A 13,294-nucleotide genomic window follows, 5' to 3' on the forward strand; every position below is an offset into this window, starting at 1 on the left:
CTGCTTTGCAGGGGTGGGCCATCGCACATCGGCGCTTTTGCAGGGACCGTGGCCTCAGCACAATGCCAGGCCATGAACCAAGCCTTGCCACAGGCGGCTTCCGCCGCCAAGTTCGACACCTCCCGCGCGGCCGAGTACGAAACGCAAAGCCGCATCGCACTGGCCGGCTACGACGCCTGCCACGAGCTGGCCGCCTGCCTGCTGGCTGCAAGCCTGGATGCCGGCCCGAAGTCCGTGCTGATTGGCGGCGCCGGGGGCACGGGCCAGGAAATCCTGGCCACGGCGCGGCTCAGGCCGCAGTGGAAATTCACGGCTGCCGACCCCTCGGCCCCCATGCTGGACCAGACCATGGACCGCATCGCCGCAGCGGGGCTGTCGGCCCAGGTGCAGGCCGCCCCCTTCGCCGTGCAGGACCTGCCGGCCGGCACGGTGTTCGACGCGGCCACGCTGATCGGCGTGCTGCACCACGTCCCTGACGACGCGGACAAGCTGCAGCTGCTGCAGGCCCTGTCGGCGCGGCTGGCGCCGGGGGCACCCTTCATCCTGGCCTGCAACCGCCACCGCTATGACAGCGAGCCGCTGTTCCTTGAAGCCTGGGCCATGCGCTGGCGCATGGCGGGCGTGGACGAGGCCGCTGTCCATGCGAAACTCGGCAAAATCCGGCAGGGCGCGGTTCCACCGGCCTCGGAAGAGGCGGTGGAGCAGATGCTGGCCCTGGCCGGTTTCGTGCAGCCCAAGCGCTTTTTCTCCAGCCTGTTCTGGTGTGCCTGGATTGCCTTCAAGGCCTGACCACTGAAACACCAGAACGCCCGGCGCCGGCTGACCCGTCCCTTTCACTCTTTTCCCTTTGATTTGCCTTTCAGCATGAACTTCTCCGCACGCCTTCAGCAACTGCCCACCGTCACCCACCTCGCCGCGCTGCAGCTGGCCGATGCCCAGGGCCAGGTCGTGGCCACCATCGAGAACAAGCCCGGCCAGACCGGCTCGCTGGCCGTGTACCACGCGCTGGCCGCGCTGTACGGCGGCAGCATCACGCCGGCCGCCGCCGAGCTGGGCCTGGAGTGGTATGCCGAGCACACGCAGGACGCCATCGCCTTCCCTGGCAAGCACCCCAACATCGACCGCCTGCTGGCCTGGTCCAAGGGTGCCGAGAGCTACCAGGCCCGCCTGATCGCGGCCTGATCGCGGCCTGATCGCGGCTTGAGCGCGGCCTGATTCAGCCTGGGTAAACACGGCGTCACAGAAGTTGCGCGGACTGGGGGCATCGGCTGACACGCCGGTGTCAACGCAGCGTGCACTTTGGCGTTCAAATGACATGTGCCTTGCCGCTTCGGCGCGCAAGGCGTTCCTGCCCAGGAGAACGCAATGCTGCAATCCGCCGTGCCCACAGCACGCACCACGGCCCGCTCAACTTCCCACGCTGGCGCCCTGCGCCTGAGCGTGCTGGGCGTGGCCGCCGCCCTGGCGCTGAGCGCCTGCAACGAATCCCAGGACAAGCCCCCGCAGGCCGCGAGCGCGCCGCTGCCGCCTGCCACCGAAAGCGCCCAGCCCGTCGCCACGCCCGTGGCCTATGTGCCGCCTTCGGCCGAGACGCTCTACCAGATGGTGGCGCCCATTGCGCTGTACCCCGACAAGCTCGTGGCCCAGGTGCTGGCCGCCTCCACCTATCCCGACCAGGTCGGCGCCGCCGAGGTGTGGATGGGGCAGAACCCCGGCCTCAAGCCCGAGGAACTGCAAAACGCCGTCAACAGCCAGGACTGGGACCCTTCGGTCAAGTCGCTGGCGCAGTTTCCCAATGTGCTGGCACAGCTGTCATCCAACGTTCCCTGGACCACGGCCCTGGGCAAGGCCTACTACAACGATCCGGCCGATGTGATGAACGCCATCCAGGTGATGCGCCAGCGCGCCTACAAGGCCGGCACGCTCAAGGACTCCAGCCGGCTCAAGGTGGCCGTGGCCACGGCCGATGCCCCTCCCCCCGTGCCCCAGCCCGCACCGCAGGCCGTGGGCGAGCCGTTGTCGTCCATGCTGCCCGTGCCGGTGATCGACACGCCGCCGCAGTTCATCGAGATCGCACCGGCCCAGCCTGACACCGTTTATGTGCCGCAGTACGACCCGGGTGTGGTCTATGGCGAGCCCGTGCCCATGTACGGCGGATACCGCCCCATCGTGGCGCCGCAACCCGTATACGTGGGCAGTTCGGCCGCGCCCGTGGTGGCGGGGCTGATCGGCTTCGGCGCAGGCGTGATCCTGGCCGAGTCCGTGGACCGCCGCCCCTGGGGCTGGAACTCCTGGGGCATGCGCTGGGGCGAGCCCGGCTACCGCTGGCACCGCAACGAACCGCCGCCACCGCCCTCGCGCCGCCCGGCCGTGATCTACAACAACAACACCTACGTCTCGCGCTCGACCACGGTGGTGCAGAACATCCACAACACGCACATCAACAACGTTGGCAACGTCACCCACATCGCGAACAACCCGCACTTCGAGCCGCGACGCCCTGACTTCCCGCAGCAAGGTGGTGATCCTCGCCCGGGCGACCCACGCTCCGGTGACTCTCGCTCCGGTGACCCTCGTTCTGGTGACCCTCGTTCTGGTGACCCTCGTTCAGGCGGCATGGCCGCTGCGGCCCTGGCCGGTGCCGCAGGCATGGCCGGCGCCGCAGCAGCAGCGCACTCCGGCATGCCCCAACGCCTGGGCCTGAGGCCGCCGCAGGGCGGCCCGCCCCCGTCCGCCCAAGGCATGGTGCCGCCCGGCGGCGCCCAGGGCTTTGCCCGGCACGATGGCGCCGATCGCGGACGCCCGGGCCTCAGGCCCGATGACCGGCCCCAGGCCTCGCTGCAGCCCCGGATGAACCCGGTGCCGGCCTCGCAGCCGGGCCAGTTCGGCAAGTGGCCGCAGTCCCCTCAGTCTGCGCAATCTGCCCCCTCATCCCCATCGGGCGCCGCGCAGCGACCCGCGCCAGCACTGCCTGCGGCAGCCATGCAAGGTGACAGGGGCCGCGACTCCCGCGTGCCTTCCTGGTCTTCCGCAGCCACGCAGCAGGGCATGAGGCCACAGGACCGGCAGGACCGCGACCGCTCCATGGCCGATGCAGCGCGCCAGCGCCAGCAGCAACAGCAGCAAATGGAGACGCAGGCCGCCCGCCTTCGCGGCGAGGAACAGGCGCGCCAGCAACAGCAGCGCCAGGCCCAGATGCAGGCCCAGGCGCAGATGCGGGATCAGGCCCGCGACCAGGCCCAGGTTCAGGCGCAAGCCCAGGCCCGCCAACAGGCCGAGCGCGATCGCCAGGCCTTGCAGCGCTCCCAGGACCAGGCGCGCCAGCAGCAAATGCAGCAACAACAACAGCAGCAGCAGGCACGCGCACAGGAGCAGATGCAGGCCAGGATGCAGGCCCAGCAACAGGCCCAGCAGCAAGCGCAAAGACAGGCCCAGATGCAGGAGCGGCAGGCGCAGCAGCAAAGACAGCAGCAGTTCGAGGCTGCCCAGCAGCAACGCATGCAGGCCCAGGCACAGGCGCGTGCCCAGCAGCAGCAGGCCCGCGCACAGCAGGAGCAACGCCAGCAACAGCAGCGCATGGCCAACGCGGCCCGCCCACAGGAGCGGCGCGGCGGGCGCGACGAGCGCCGGGACCGTTGAGCGGCCTGCAAGCGCATTTGAATGCCATGGCGTCATGGCGTTGAGGCGTTGAGGCGTTGGCAAGCTGGCGCGCTGGCATGGCGGACAATGGGGCGCTCGACCACAGCCCCCCCGCTTCCCCCATGCAGATACCAACGACGAATTCCCGCTCCCGCCGACTGTTTGTGCAATCCCTGTGTGCCTCGGGCGCAGGCCTGATGGTCCCGGCCTGGGCCGCGGCGGCCTCCGGGGAATCCCCCTGGCCGTATGACAGCCGCGTGCCCGGTGGCGTGGCCCGCCTGTCGCTGGGGCCAGCCGCCCAGCGGCCCCAGGTGCTGGCCGGCGACGTGCCCGTGCTGGTGGTGGGCGACATGATCGAATGGACGGCCGTGGTCGGCATTGCGCTGTCGGTGGCGCCCGGCACGCATGGCGTGACGGTGAAGGGCGAGGGCACACCGCGCACCCTGCCCTACGAAGTGCGCGACAAGAAATACACCGAGCAGCGCCTGAAGGTCTCGCCCAAGACCGTGGACCTGTCACCCGAGGACGATGCCCGCTACCAGCGTGAACGAGCCCACCAGCAGACCATCATGGCACTGTTCACCGAGCCGCCTGCACGCCCTGGCGACCTGCGCATGCGCCAGCCCGTGCCGGGCCGCCGCAGCAGCAGCTTCGGCCTGCGCCGCGTGTTCAACGGCCAGCCGCGCAATCCGCACAGCGGCATGGACATCGCGGCAGCCACGGGCACCAACGTCGTCGCGCCGCTGCCGGGCAAGGTGGTGGATGTGGGCGACTATTTCTTCAACGGCGGCACCGTGTGGCTGGACCACGGCGGCGGCCTGCTGAGCATGTACTGCCATCTGAGCAGCGTGCAGTGCAAGCTGGGCGATCAGCTGGACACGGGAGATGCCTTCTGCAAGGTGGGCGCCACGGGCCGTGTCACCGGCCCGCACCTGCACTGGGGCGTGATGCTCAACCGCGCCATGGTGGACCCGGCGCTGTTCCTGGCGGCCTGAACGGGGCCGGCGCCCGCCGGCGTCAGTGGTTGGCCGAGGGAATGGTGTTCTGCGGCGCCACCGGCGTGGGCACGGCGATGGACTCGCGGTCCTGCGCCAGGTAGCGCGACACCAGCTCGAAGAAGCTGTCGTAGAAACCGCTCTTGGCAATCGTCTCGCTGCCCACCTTGACCATGGAGTCGCTGCCCGAGGAGAACGGCAGCGACACCGACCCCAGCGCACCCACGCCCAGGCTGGCCGAGTTGGCGCTCTTCTTCAAGGTATAGCGGTCCTGCAGCGCCGTGACAAAGCCGATGCTGACCTGGCCATCGGCCGTCTCGGGCACGCAGACCACGCGGATGTTCATCTGCAGGTTCAGTTCGGGGTCGGGCTGGAAGCTCTTGCTGCCCTCTATGAGTTCGGCCGTGCGCGCCATGGCGATGTAGCCCTGGCTCAGCAGCGCGCGGCGCGCGGCCTCGCAGGTCTGGGCCGGCGAGGCATCGAACATGCGCGAGAAGGTCTCGGTGGAGCCGAAGCTCTCCTGCACGGGCACATGCTGGGGAATGGTCGAGCCGCAGCCCGCAAGCATTGCAATGATGGCCAAAGCTCCCGCGTAGCGCATGCCACGCACCCTGTTTGCTGCACTCCAACGTCGATACACGAACCTGCTCCTTGCTCCGGCGCCGCAGCCTGCGGATGGCATGGCGGCTGGCCGCCTATTCTCACCTGAGCGCAACGCATCGGCCCGCAACTTTGCAGCAATCCGTTTTTTCCGCCTGCATCAAATAGATGCAAAGGAATGTGAATAGCGCCCCGTTCTGACAGGCGCCGCCGCGCATCTGCGTTATGGTGCCCCGGTTCGGCCAGGGCCGGCGCGGCACATGCCGCGCCAGGGCTGCCACCAGCCCGCCGCGCCTGAGCCTGTCTCCGTACCCATCAACCAAGGAATTCAACATGAAGCCAAGCTGGACCTGGTGCCTGCCCGTGATCGTCACCATGGGGCTCGGCGCCTGCAGCCATATCGACAAGGGTGGCAATGCCGAAGAAGGCGCCAAGACCCAGGCGTCGGCCCCTGCCGGCCCACCCGGTGATGCCCAATCGCTGACCGCCTACCACTGGAATCTTCGCCAGGCCTTCACGCCCCAGGGCACCGAGGACCAGAGCTGGTTCCTGACCGCCGCCTCGCGCAAGCGGCCCCTGCAACTGGAATTTGCCGACCAGCGCCTGGCCGTCAAGAACCTGTGCAACGTGGTGACCACGGGCTACCGCACCGAAGGCAACCGCATCGCCACCCAACGCGCCGCCAGCACGCTGATGGCCTGCGATGACGACCAACTGATGGCGCTGGAGCAAAAGGTGGCCCGCATCCTGCCCACGGCCAAGCAATGGTCCGTGCAACTGGGCGAAGGCAAGCAGCCTGCGCGCCTGACGCTCACCTTCATCGATGGCACGCGCTGGCAGTTCGACGGCTCGCCCACGGCCCAGACCCAGTACGGCAGCGCCGGCGAGCGCATCTTCCTGGAAGTGGCACCCCAGCGCACGGCCTGCAATCACCCGCTGATCAAGGACTTCCAGTGCCTGCGCGTGCGCGAGATCCGCTACGGCGACAACGGCGTGAAGACCTCCACCGGCGAGTGGGAGAACTTCTACAGCGAGATCGAGGGCTACAAGCACGAACCCGGCATCCGCAACGTGCTGCGCATCCAGCGCTACAAGCGCCAGAACGTGCCCGCCGACGCATCGGCCTACGCTTATGTGCTGGACATGGTGGTCGAGAGCGAGCGCGTGGGCCGCTGAGCGTGTCTGCCTCCCAACAGCCCTGAAGGCCTGCATCGCGCAGGCCTTTTTCTTTGCAGGCTCACAGCACCGGGCTCAACATTGCCAGCAGGTTGTTCCAGATGCGGCGGCCCCAGTGCCAGGCGTGGACCTGGGCGGCCGTGATGCGGTCGGACTGGCGGATGTACTCGCCCTGGCGCTGGCGGATGGCGCGGGTCACGGCCTCGTCCTGCAGCAGCACGTTGTTCTCGAAGTTCAGGTCGAAGCTGCGCAGGTCCAGGTTGGTGGAGCCCACGAGGGCCACCTGCCCGTCCACGCACAGGGTCTTGGCATGCAGCAGGCCGGGGCGGAATTCATGGAGGATGACGCCGGCCCGCAGCAGGTAGCGGTAGGTGCTGCGGCTGGCCGCGCCCACGATCCAGGAATCGTTGCGCGCCGGCAGGATGAGCGTGACCTGCACGCCGCGCCAGGCGGCGGCGCACAGGGCCTCCAGCACCGTGGCATCGGGGATGAAATAGGGCGTGGAGATCACCACTTCGCGCCGCGCACTGGCCAGCAGGGTGGACACCAGCTGCGAGGTGGAGCGCGGCCGCTCGGCCGGGCCTTCGGCAATGACGACGGCGGCAAAGCCTTCGGGGGGCATGTCGGCCGGCCCCGCTTCGGGTTGGGCGGCCAGGGGCATGGACAGTCCATGGTCTGCGCTGCGCGCCTGCGCCCAGTCGCTGGCAAAGACCTGCTGCATCTGCGCCACCACCGGGCCTTGCAGGCGCAGCATGATATCGACCCAGGGCGCGTAGCGGGCCTTCACGGCGAAGGCCTCGTCCGCGCAGTTCTGGCTGCCGCAGTATGTGATGGCACCATCGATCACGGTGATCTTGCGGTGGTTGCGCAGGTCCAGCCGGCTGGTGAACATCACCCTGAACGGGTGGCTGGCCGGCAGGGCCACGGCCAGTTGCACGCCGGCCTGCGCCATCTGCTGCCAGAGGTCGGAGCGCAGCAGCGCACGCGAGCCCAGCCCGTCCACCATGGCGCGGCAGACCACGCCACGCCGGGCCGCGCGCACCAGCGCCTGGGCCACGGCCGTTCCCGTGTCATCGGCCAGCCAGATGTAGTAGAGCACGTTGATCTCGTGACGGGCGGCCTCCATGTCGGCCAGCATGCGGGCGCGGGCCCGGGCACCATCGGCCATGAGCTGCGCGGCATGGCCCGGCTGTACGGGAAAGCGGTTGATGGACGCCGCATAGCCAAAGGCCGCCTGCCATTGCGGAGCGATGCCCGCCACCGGCACGCCGCTGCCCGTGACCGGGGCGCCGGGCGCAAAGTCCTGCACCTTGCGGTATCGGGCCCGGCCTCGGCGGCGCAGCGTCACCTCGCCAAACAGGTAGTACAGCGCGCAGCTCGCATAGGGGAGCAGCACGATGACGGTGAGCCAGCCCATGCGCACGTCGGGCCGCACATCGTCGCGCAGCAGGATGCGCAGGCCAAAGCCTGCAATGAGCAGCAGATGCAATGCAAGAAACAGCCAGGTCATGCAGCCAGCATAGCCGGGGGCCCTGCGGACGGGATTGGGCGGAAGGGATGTTTCACGGCGGCAAACCTGGATCTGCGCGCGGCCGGCGTCGCCTCAGGCAATGAACCGGAATTCCATGCACCCGCCGATCATTGGATTCAACGATAGTGCACACCCACATTCCAGGAACTTTTCCGCTACATGACGAAAATGACCGCAGCGTGACGGTTATGCCCAGCGACTGTGGGCCTGCCTGTGGACAAGCTTCGGGACAACCCTGCATTGCCGCGCCAGCCATGGGTTTGCCGCAGGCGCTGAAAAAACAGGCAGATCGCGCAGATGCCGCAATGTTTCACGCGGCCGGGCTGCGCCGTGCAGGCGGGCGCCTCAACGGAAGCGGAAACGGCCTTCGACGAACATGGAGGAGCGGTGGCCACCCTCGCTGGCCGGGTCGGCAAACGACCAGAAGGCCTGCACCGTGCCCTGGGCCGTGTCGATGACCTGGCTGACAGTGAAGCCCGTTTTCTCGATCCAGTTGAGGAAGTGCAGGCTGTCGCTGACCTGCAGGTAGCTGAGCCGTTCGCAGCCATCGGATACATGGCCCAGGGAATCGACCACATGCCAGACCATCTGGCCTTGCGGCGTGTACCGCACATCAGCCTTGCTGTCGGGGAAGTCGATGACCGCTTCGCGCCCGATCAAGGTGCCGGCGTATTGCATGGACAACATGGACATGGTGTGTTGCTCCTCTGATGCGGGGTTCTGGCCTGACCCGTGATGGCATATTCTCGCGCCGCGCCGCGGGTGTTTGTGGGAGCAGACCGCATGCCTTCGTCGGCAGCGTGGAGCGGGCACAACGGCCAGCAAGGCGCCGGCATTTCGCAGATACTGCGCGTGCTCCTCCACGGATATCCGATCTTGCCCTCCTCCCCGCTTCCCCCCTCATCGGCCGACAGCCCCGCTGCCGGCCTGCGCAGCAGCGCCTTCGTCCCCTTCGTCATGGCGCGCATGCTGTCCATGTTCGCCCAGCAGATGCAGGCGGTGGTCGTGGCCTGGCAGGTGTATGACCTGACGCGCGACCCCATGTCCCTGGCCTACGTGGGACTGGCCCAGTTCCTGCCCATGCTGGCGCTGCTGATTCCGGCCGGCGACCTCAGCGACCGCATGAGCCGCAAGCGCCTGCTGTCGGGCAGCTGGACCGTGGCCGCCCTATGCTCCCTGCTGCTGCTGTGGCTGTCCTGGCACGAGGGCGCGGCCGCGCACGATGTGCACTGGATCTATGCCGTGCTGGTGCTGTTCGGCTGCAGCCGCGCCTTCACGGGGCCGGCCCTGCAAAGCCTGCTGCCGCAGATCGTGCCGCGCGAGCAGCTGGCCCAGGCGCTGGCCACCAACAGCATGCTGATGCGCACGGCCGCCATTGCGGCGCCTGTGCTGGGCGGAGTGCTCTACGCCTGGGGAGGCGCCGTGCTGACCTATGCGGTCTGCGGCGTCTCCCTGGTGCTGGCCGTGCTGCTGCTGGGCACGGTGCCCGTGCGCTTTGCCGGGGCCATGGCGCCGGCGGGCGGCTCGCTGTGGCAGCGCTTTGGCGAAGGCATCCATTTCATCCGCACGCGCCCCATCATCCTGGGCACGATTTCGCTGGACCTGTTCGCCGTGCTGCTGGGCGGCGTGGTGGCCCTGCTGCCCGTGTATGCGCACGAGGTGCTCAAGGTCGGCCCCGAAGGCCTGGGCCTGCTGCGCTCGTCCATGACCGTGGGCGAGGTGGCCATGGGCCTGTGGCTGTCGGCCCGTCCCATCCAGCGCCATGTGGGCCGCGTGATGTTCGCCGCCGTGGCCATCTTCGGCGTGGCCAACCTGGTGTTTGCGCTGTCGCACTGGTTCTGGCTGTCCATGGCCGCCCTGATGCTGGCCGGCGCGGCCGACATGGTGAGTGTCTACATCCGCTCGGCCCTGGTGCAGTTTTCCACGCCCGACTCCATGCGCGGGCGCGTGAACGCGGTGAACATGCTGTTCATCGGCTCGTCCAACGAACTGGGCGAATTCCGCGCCGGCACCAGCGCCGCCTGGCTGGGCGCCGTGCCGGCTGCCGTGGTGGGCAGCCTGTGCACGCTGGGCGTGGTCGGCAGCTGGATGACCCTGTTCAAGCCGCTGCGTGATGTGGACCGGCTGGAAGACGCGGCCCGCGTGGGCCAGGGCTAAAGCAGCTCGGCCCGCAGCTGCTGCGCGCTCCTGGGCGACAGCAGGCCGGGCGCCACGTCAAACACGGTCTTGCAGCCCGTCTGCCCCGACTGCTGCAGCCTGTGCACGGCGCGCGCATAGGCCACGAGCACGCTGGCCGTGAATTCCGGATTGCTGTCCAGCTGCAGGCGGTATTCGATGGAGTGGTGCAGCCCCTGCGAGCTGCGGCCGCTGCGGATGACGAATCCGCCGTGCGGCATGGCCGAATGGTCACGGGCAAGTTCCTCGGCGCTGATGAAATGCACCGTGGTGTCGTATTCGTCAAAGTAATGCGGCATGCCGACGATGGCCTGGCGCACGCCATCGGCATCGGCCCCCTGCTCCAGCACCACAAAGCACTCGCGCCGGTGGCGCTCGCGCGCAGACAGTTCGGGCCGCACGCCGCTGCGCACGCGCTGCACGGCCTCGTCCACGGGAATGGTGTACTGCACGCCCCCGGCCACGCCGGGAATGCGGCGGATGGCGTCCGAGTGCCCCTGGCTCAGGCCCTTGCCCCAGAAGGTGTAGGTGGCGCCATCGGGCAGCAGGGCCTCGCCCATGAGGCGTTGCAGGGAGAACATGCCCGGGTCCCATCCCGCCGAGATCAGCGCCGTGGTGCCGGCTGCGCGGGCGGCGGCATCCACCCGGTCGAAGTGCTCGGGAATGCGCGCATGGGTGTCGAAGCTGTCCACCAGGCTGAAATGCGCGGCCAGCGCGGGCGACTGCTGCGGCAGGTCGTCCTTGGAGCCACCGCACAGCACCAGCACGTCGATGCCGGTGCGATGGGCCAGCAGGCTGTCCATGCCGTGCACGGGCGTGCCGGGCTGCAGCGGACACAGCCGGGCCGGATCACGGCGGGTGTAGATGCCGGCCAGCACCATGTCGGGGTTGCGGGCAATGGCCGCCTCCACGCCACGACCGAGGTTGCCGTGGCCGACGATGGCGATGCGGATGGGAGCGGTGCTGCGATGGTCCATGCGGTGTGGTGCGTTGCGTTTGAGAGGGTTTCAGAAACTCCGGTTCACGCGGCGGCGCAGAACCAGGCGCGATCTTGCATCGCCCTGAAGCCGCCAGTCGTGCAATGACAGGCAGCACTGCGTTGCCCTGCACGGGGGTAGTGCGCGGGGGCCTGCATTGGCGGTGGGCGGACAGCGCCTACACTCACGCCCTCATGTTCCAGCCTTCATCCATCCCCTCCCCGGCCCAGCCGCCAGAGCCCGACGACGCGCCGCTGCACATCCTCTGGCGCGACGAGCATCTGGTGGCGGTCTACAAGCCCGCAGGCTGGCTGGTGCATCGCACGGGACTGGACGCGCATGAGACGCGCTTTGTGCTGCAGACCCTGCGCGACCAATTGGGCTGCCATGTGTACCCCGCGCACCGCCTGGACAAGGGCACCTGCGGCGTGCTGGTCATGGCCTTGCATGCCCAGGCCGCCCAGCGGCTGGGCCAGGCCTTTGCCGGGCAGGAAGTGCGCAAGCAATACCTGGCGCTGGTGCGGGGCTGGCTGCCGGATGCGGTGGAGGTGGACCACGCGCTCAGGCCCGACGATGCGCCCGAGGACGCCCCAGCCCAGCCCGCACAGACTTCGCTGCGCTGCCTGGCGCGCCTGGAGTGGCCCGAGGCCTTTGACCCGCGCCACGCGGCCACACGGATTTCACTGGTCGAGGCCCTGCCCGCCACGGGCCGGCGCCACCAGATACGCCGCCATCTCAAGCATGTGGCCCATCCCATCATTGGCGACGCCACGCATGGCAAGGGGCCGCTGAACCGCTGGTGGGCCGAGCGGCTGGGCCTGCAGCGGCTGTGGCTGCACGCCCATGCGCTGGAGCTGGCGCACCCGATGACGGGCGAGCCGCTGCGCTTCGAGGCCGACTGGCGGCAACTGGGCCATGTGCCCGATGTGCAGCACTGGCGAGCGCTGTGTGCCCTGCCCGGCTGGCAGGCCTGTGCGGGCCTGCCGGCGACGGCCCGGCCGGATCAGACGGCTTCGGCAGGCGCGCCCGTTTCAGGCTGCTCCATCAGCGGCGCTGCCACGTAGGCGTAGTCGGCCGAGGCATCGGCCTTGAGCACGCCAGACAGCAGCTCCACCAGGCGCTCGTTGCCCATCTTGAAGCCGCAGGCCTGGGCATGGCCACCGCCGCCAAAGCTCTCGGCCAGCGGAATGCAGTTGAACTCCGAGCGCGAGCGCAGGCCGATCTTCACTCCCTTGGTGCTGGCATGCCACATCAGCGCGAAGCTGCCGCTCTGGCGTGCCAGCAGGTCGCCGACCTGGCTGTGGAACATGCCGGGGCAGTTGACCATCAGCCCTTGCATGCCGTTGAAGACCAGGGGCTGGGCCGCCTCGGAAATGTCGGCGCACAGCTTCTGGAATTTCTCGTCCATGGCGCCGCCGCGCGCCATGAAGGCGGCTTCCTGCTCGGGCGTGAAGGCCGCGATCTCGGCCCAGCGCTCGAAGCTGCGCGGCTCCATGTCCAGCGCCGCGAGAAAGCCCGCGCTCTCGGCGAATTCCCACTTCCAGATGTCGCGGTCCTCGATGAAGCGGATCAGGCCGGGCACGGGCTTGTCGGCCTGGAAGAACTCCCAGGCCAGGCGCGCGCCGGACTTGTTCATGTCGAAGTGCACGACGCCGCAGCGGCACTGGTAGCCGCTCAGCTTTTCGGCAGCGCTCTTGTGGTGGTCCAGCACCACGAGCTTGGCCACGCGCGACTCGATCTCGGACATGAGCTCGGGCTCGAAGGCGAAGTCCAGCACGTAGACGGCGCGGCCGGCCAGCTCGCCCAGGTCGTCGGCCTTCTGGATCTCGCCATGGTCCAGCCCCCGGAATTCGGCCTGCCCGCCGTAGTACAGCCAGGCCGCCAGCGCCGCGCCGTAGCCGTCCGGGCAGCGGCGGCCGTGGTAGAGGATCAGGGGCTGGGGATCGTCATGCTCGGGACGCACGAACAATTGCAGGGGCAGGATGGTGTTTTTCATGATGGGGGCGATTGTCGGTCCTGGCGCCATTCCCCTGCACTTGCTCCAGCGCCCGGGCACCCTGGGCAGCCGGGCATTGCGCGGGCTGCTCGCAAGGAACGTAGCGCAAAGCCTGGGCAGGACAAGGCCTATCACCCGAGCAGGCGCCGCAGGCAAACCCCAGGACCTATCATGTCCGCCTTGTCATTGAATTGCTGCGACCGCC

12 protein-coding genes are annotated in these 13,294 nt (G+C 68.6%); 7 read left to right on the forward strand and 5 right to left on the reverse strand.

The window, feature by feature from the left end; all coding sequences use genetic code 11:
• The first annotated feature begins 72 nt into the window (after nucleotides 1-72).
• The 4 genes from DELCS14_RS20650 (at nucleotide 73) to DELCS14_RS20665 (ending at nucleotide 4,634) form a co-directional block, all read left to right on the forward strand.
• Nucleotides 73-789: a class I SAM-dependent methyltransferase gene (locus DELCS14_RS20650; protein WP_013803390.1), complete on the forward strand. Its 717-nt coding sequence runs from the start codon at nucleotides 73-75 to the stop codon at nucleotides 787-789.
• A 75-nt stretch (nucleotides 790-864) separates the two neighbouring features.
• A complete protein-coding gene (locus DELCS14_RS20655) occupies nucleotides 865-1,182 on the forward strand; it encodes a DUF2322 family protein (protein ID WP_013803391.1) in 318 nt (105 codons plus the stop codon).
• A 183-nt stretch (nucleotides 1,183-1,365) separates the two neighbouring features.
• The gene (locus DELCS14_RS20660) at nucleotides 1,366-3,639 is read left to right on the forward strand and encodes a DUF3300 domain-containing protein (protein WP_013803392.1); all 2,274 of its coding nucleotides are present in this window, start codon (nucleotides 1,366-1,368) and stop codon (nucleotides 3,637-3,639) included.
• A 197-nt stretch (nucleotides 3,640-3,836) separates the two neighbouring features.
• Complete coding sequence (locus tag DELCS14_RS20665) at nucleotides 3,837-4,634, forward strand: peptidoglycan DD-metalloendopeptidase family protein (RefSeq protein ID WP_228676907.1); 798 nt, start codon at nucleotides 3,837-3,839, stop codon at nucleotides 4,632-4,634.
• Between the two features lie 22 nt (nucleotides 4,635-4,656).
• On the opposite strand, the gene DELCS14_RS20670 is transcribed toward DELCS14_RS20665, so the two are convergent.
• The gene (locus DELCS14_RS20670; protein WP_013803394.1) at nucleotides 4,657-5,235 is read right to left on the reverse strand and encodes a DUF2242 domain-containing protein; all 579 of its coding nucleotides are present in this window, start codon (nucleotides 5,233-5,235) and stop codon (nucleotides 4,657-4,659) included.
• A 332-nt stretch (nucleotides 5,236-5,567) separates the two neighbouring features.
• Here DELCS14_RS20670 and DELCS14_RS20675 point away from each other — a divergent pair, with 332 nt between their 5' ends.
• Nucleotides 5,568-6,410: an META and DUF4377 domain-containing protein gene (locus DELCS14_RS20675; protein WP_013803395.1), complete on the forward strand. Its 843-nt coding sequence runs from the start codon at nucleotides 5,568-5,570 to the stop codon at nucleotides 6,408-6,410.
• 61 nt (nucleotides 6,411-6,471) lie between these two features.
• Here the strand turns inward: DELCS14_RS20675 and cls are convergent, their stop codons facing one another.
• A complete protein-coding gene (gene cls / locus DELCS14_RS20680) occupies nucleotides 6,472-7,920 on the reverse strand; it encodes a cardiolipin synthase (protein WP_013803396.1) in 1,449 nt (482 codons plus the stop codon).
• A gap of 366 nt (nucleotides 7,921-8,286) precedes the next feature.
• On the reverse strand, nucleotides 8,287-8,634 hold the full coding sequence (locus tag DELCS14_RS20685) for a hypothetical protein (RefSeq protein WP_012204400.1): 348 nt from the start codon (nucleotides 8,632-8,634) through the stop codon (nucleotides 8,287-8,289).
• A gap of 90 nt (nucleotides 8,635-8,724) precedes the next feature.
• Here DELCS14_RS20685 and DELCS14_RS20690 point away from each other — a divergent pair, with 90 nt between their 5' ends.
• A complete protein-coding gene (locus DELCS14_RS20690; RefSeq protein WP_013803397.1) occupies nucleotides 8,725-10,098 on the forward strand; it encodes an MFS transporter in 1,374 nt (457 codons plus the stop codon).
• Here DELCS14_RS20690 and DELCS14_RS20695 read toward each other — a convergent pair.
• On the reverse strand, nucleotides 10,095-11,093 hold the full coding sequence (locus tag DELCS14_RS20695; protein WP_013803398.1) for a diaminopimelate dehydrogenase: 999 nt from the start codon (nucleotides 11,091-11,093) through the stop codon (nucleotides 10,095-10,097). The two genes, DELCS14_RS20690 and DELCS14_RS20695, sit on opposite strands and share 4 nt — an antisense overlap.
• Nucleotides 11,094-11,287: 194 nt before the next feature.
• Here DELCS14_RS20695 and DELCS14_RS20700 point away from each other — a divergent pair, with 194 nt between their 5' ends.
• Nucleotides 11,288-12,157 (forward strand): pseudouridine synthase, encoded by an 870-nt coding sequence (locus tag DELCS14_RS20700; protein ID WP_043796414.1) that lies wholly within the window; start codon nucleotides 11,288-11,290, stop codon nucleotides 12,155-12,157.
• On the opposite strand, the gene DELCS14_RS20705 is transcribed toward DELCS14_RS20700, so the two are convergent.
• Nucleotides 12,097-13,089, reverse strand: coding sequence for a phosphoesterase (locus tag DELCS14_RS20705; RefSeq protein ID WP_013803400.1), 993 nt, complete (start codon nucleotides 13,087-13,089; stop codon nucleotides 12,097-12,099). The genes DELCS14_RS20700 and DELCS14_RS20705 overlap by 61 nt on opposite strands.
• Nucleotides 13,090-13,294 lie beyond the last annotated feature (205 nt).

The sequence above is a fragment of the Delftia sp. Cs1-4 genome, from assembly GCF_000214395.1.
Taxonomy (GTDB): Bacteria; Pseudomonadota; Gammaproteobacteria; order Burkholderiales; family Burkholderiaceae_C; genus Comamonas; species Comamonas acidovorans.

Bases quoted from the DNA above. Each gene is read 5' to 3' on its own strand.
- DELCS14_RS20650 (WP_013803390.1), top strand. From the start codon at position 73: ATGAACCAAGCCTTGCCACAGGCGGCTTCCGCCGCCAAGTTCGACACC.
- DELCS14_RS20655 (WP_013803391.1), top strand. From the start codon at position 865: ATGAACTTCTCCGCACGCCTTCAGCAACTGCCCACCGTCACCCACCTC.
- DELCS14_RS20660 (WP_013803392.1), top strand. From the start codon at position 1,366: ATGCTGCAATCCGCCGTGCCCACAGCACGCACCACGGCCCGCTCAACT.
- DELCS14_RS20665 (WP_228676907.1), top strand. From the start codon at position 3,837: ATGGTCCCGGCCTGGGCCGCGGCGGCCTCCGGGGAATCCCCCTGGCCG.
- DELCS14_RS20670 (WP_013803394.1), bottom strand. From the start codon at position 5,235: ATGCGCTACGCGGGAGCTTTGGCCATCATTGCAATGCTTGCGGGCTGC.
- DELCS14_RS20675 (WP_013803395.1), top strand. From the start codon at position 5,568: ATGAAGCCAAGCTGGACCTGGTGCCTGCCCGTGATCGTCACCATGGGG.
- cls (WP_013803396.1), bottom strand. From the start codon at position 7,920: ATGACCTGGCTGTTTCTTGCATTGCATCTGCTGCTCATTGCAGGCTTT.
- DELCS14_RS20685 (WP_012204400.1), bottom strand. From the start codon at position 8,634: ATGTCCATGTTGTCCATGCAATACGCCGGCACCTTGATCGGGCGCGAA.
- DELCS14_RS20690 (WP_013803397.1), top strand. From the start codon at position 8,725: ATGCCTTCGTCGGCAGCGTGGAGCGGGCACAACGGCCAGCAAGGCGCC.
- DELCS14_RS20695 (WP_013803398.1), bottom strand. From the start codon at position 11,093: ATGGACCATCGCAGCACCGCTCCCATCCGCATCGCCATCGTCGGCCAC.
- DELCS14_RS20700 (WP_043796414.1), top strand. From the start codon at position 11,288: ATGTTCCAGCCTTCATCCATCCCCTCCCCGGCCCAGCCGCCAGAGCCC.
- DELCS14_RS20705 (WP_013803400.1), bottom strand. From the start codon at position 13,089: ATGAAAAACACCATCCTGCCCCTGCAATTGTTCGTGCGTCCCGAGCAT.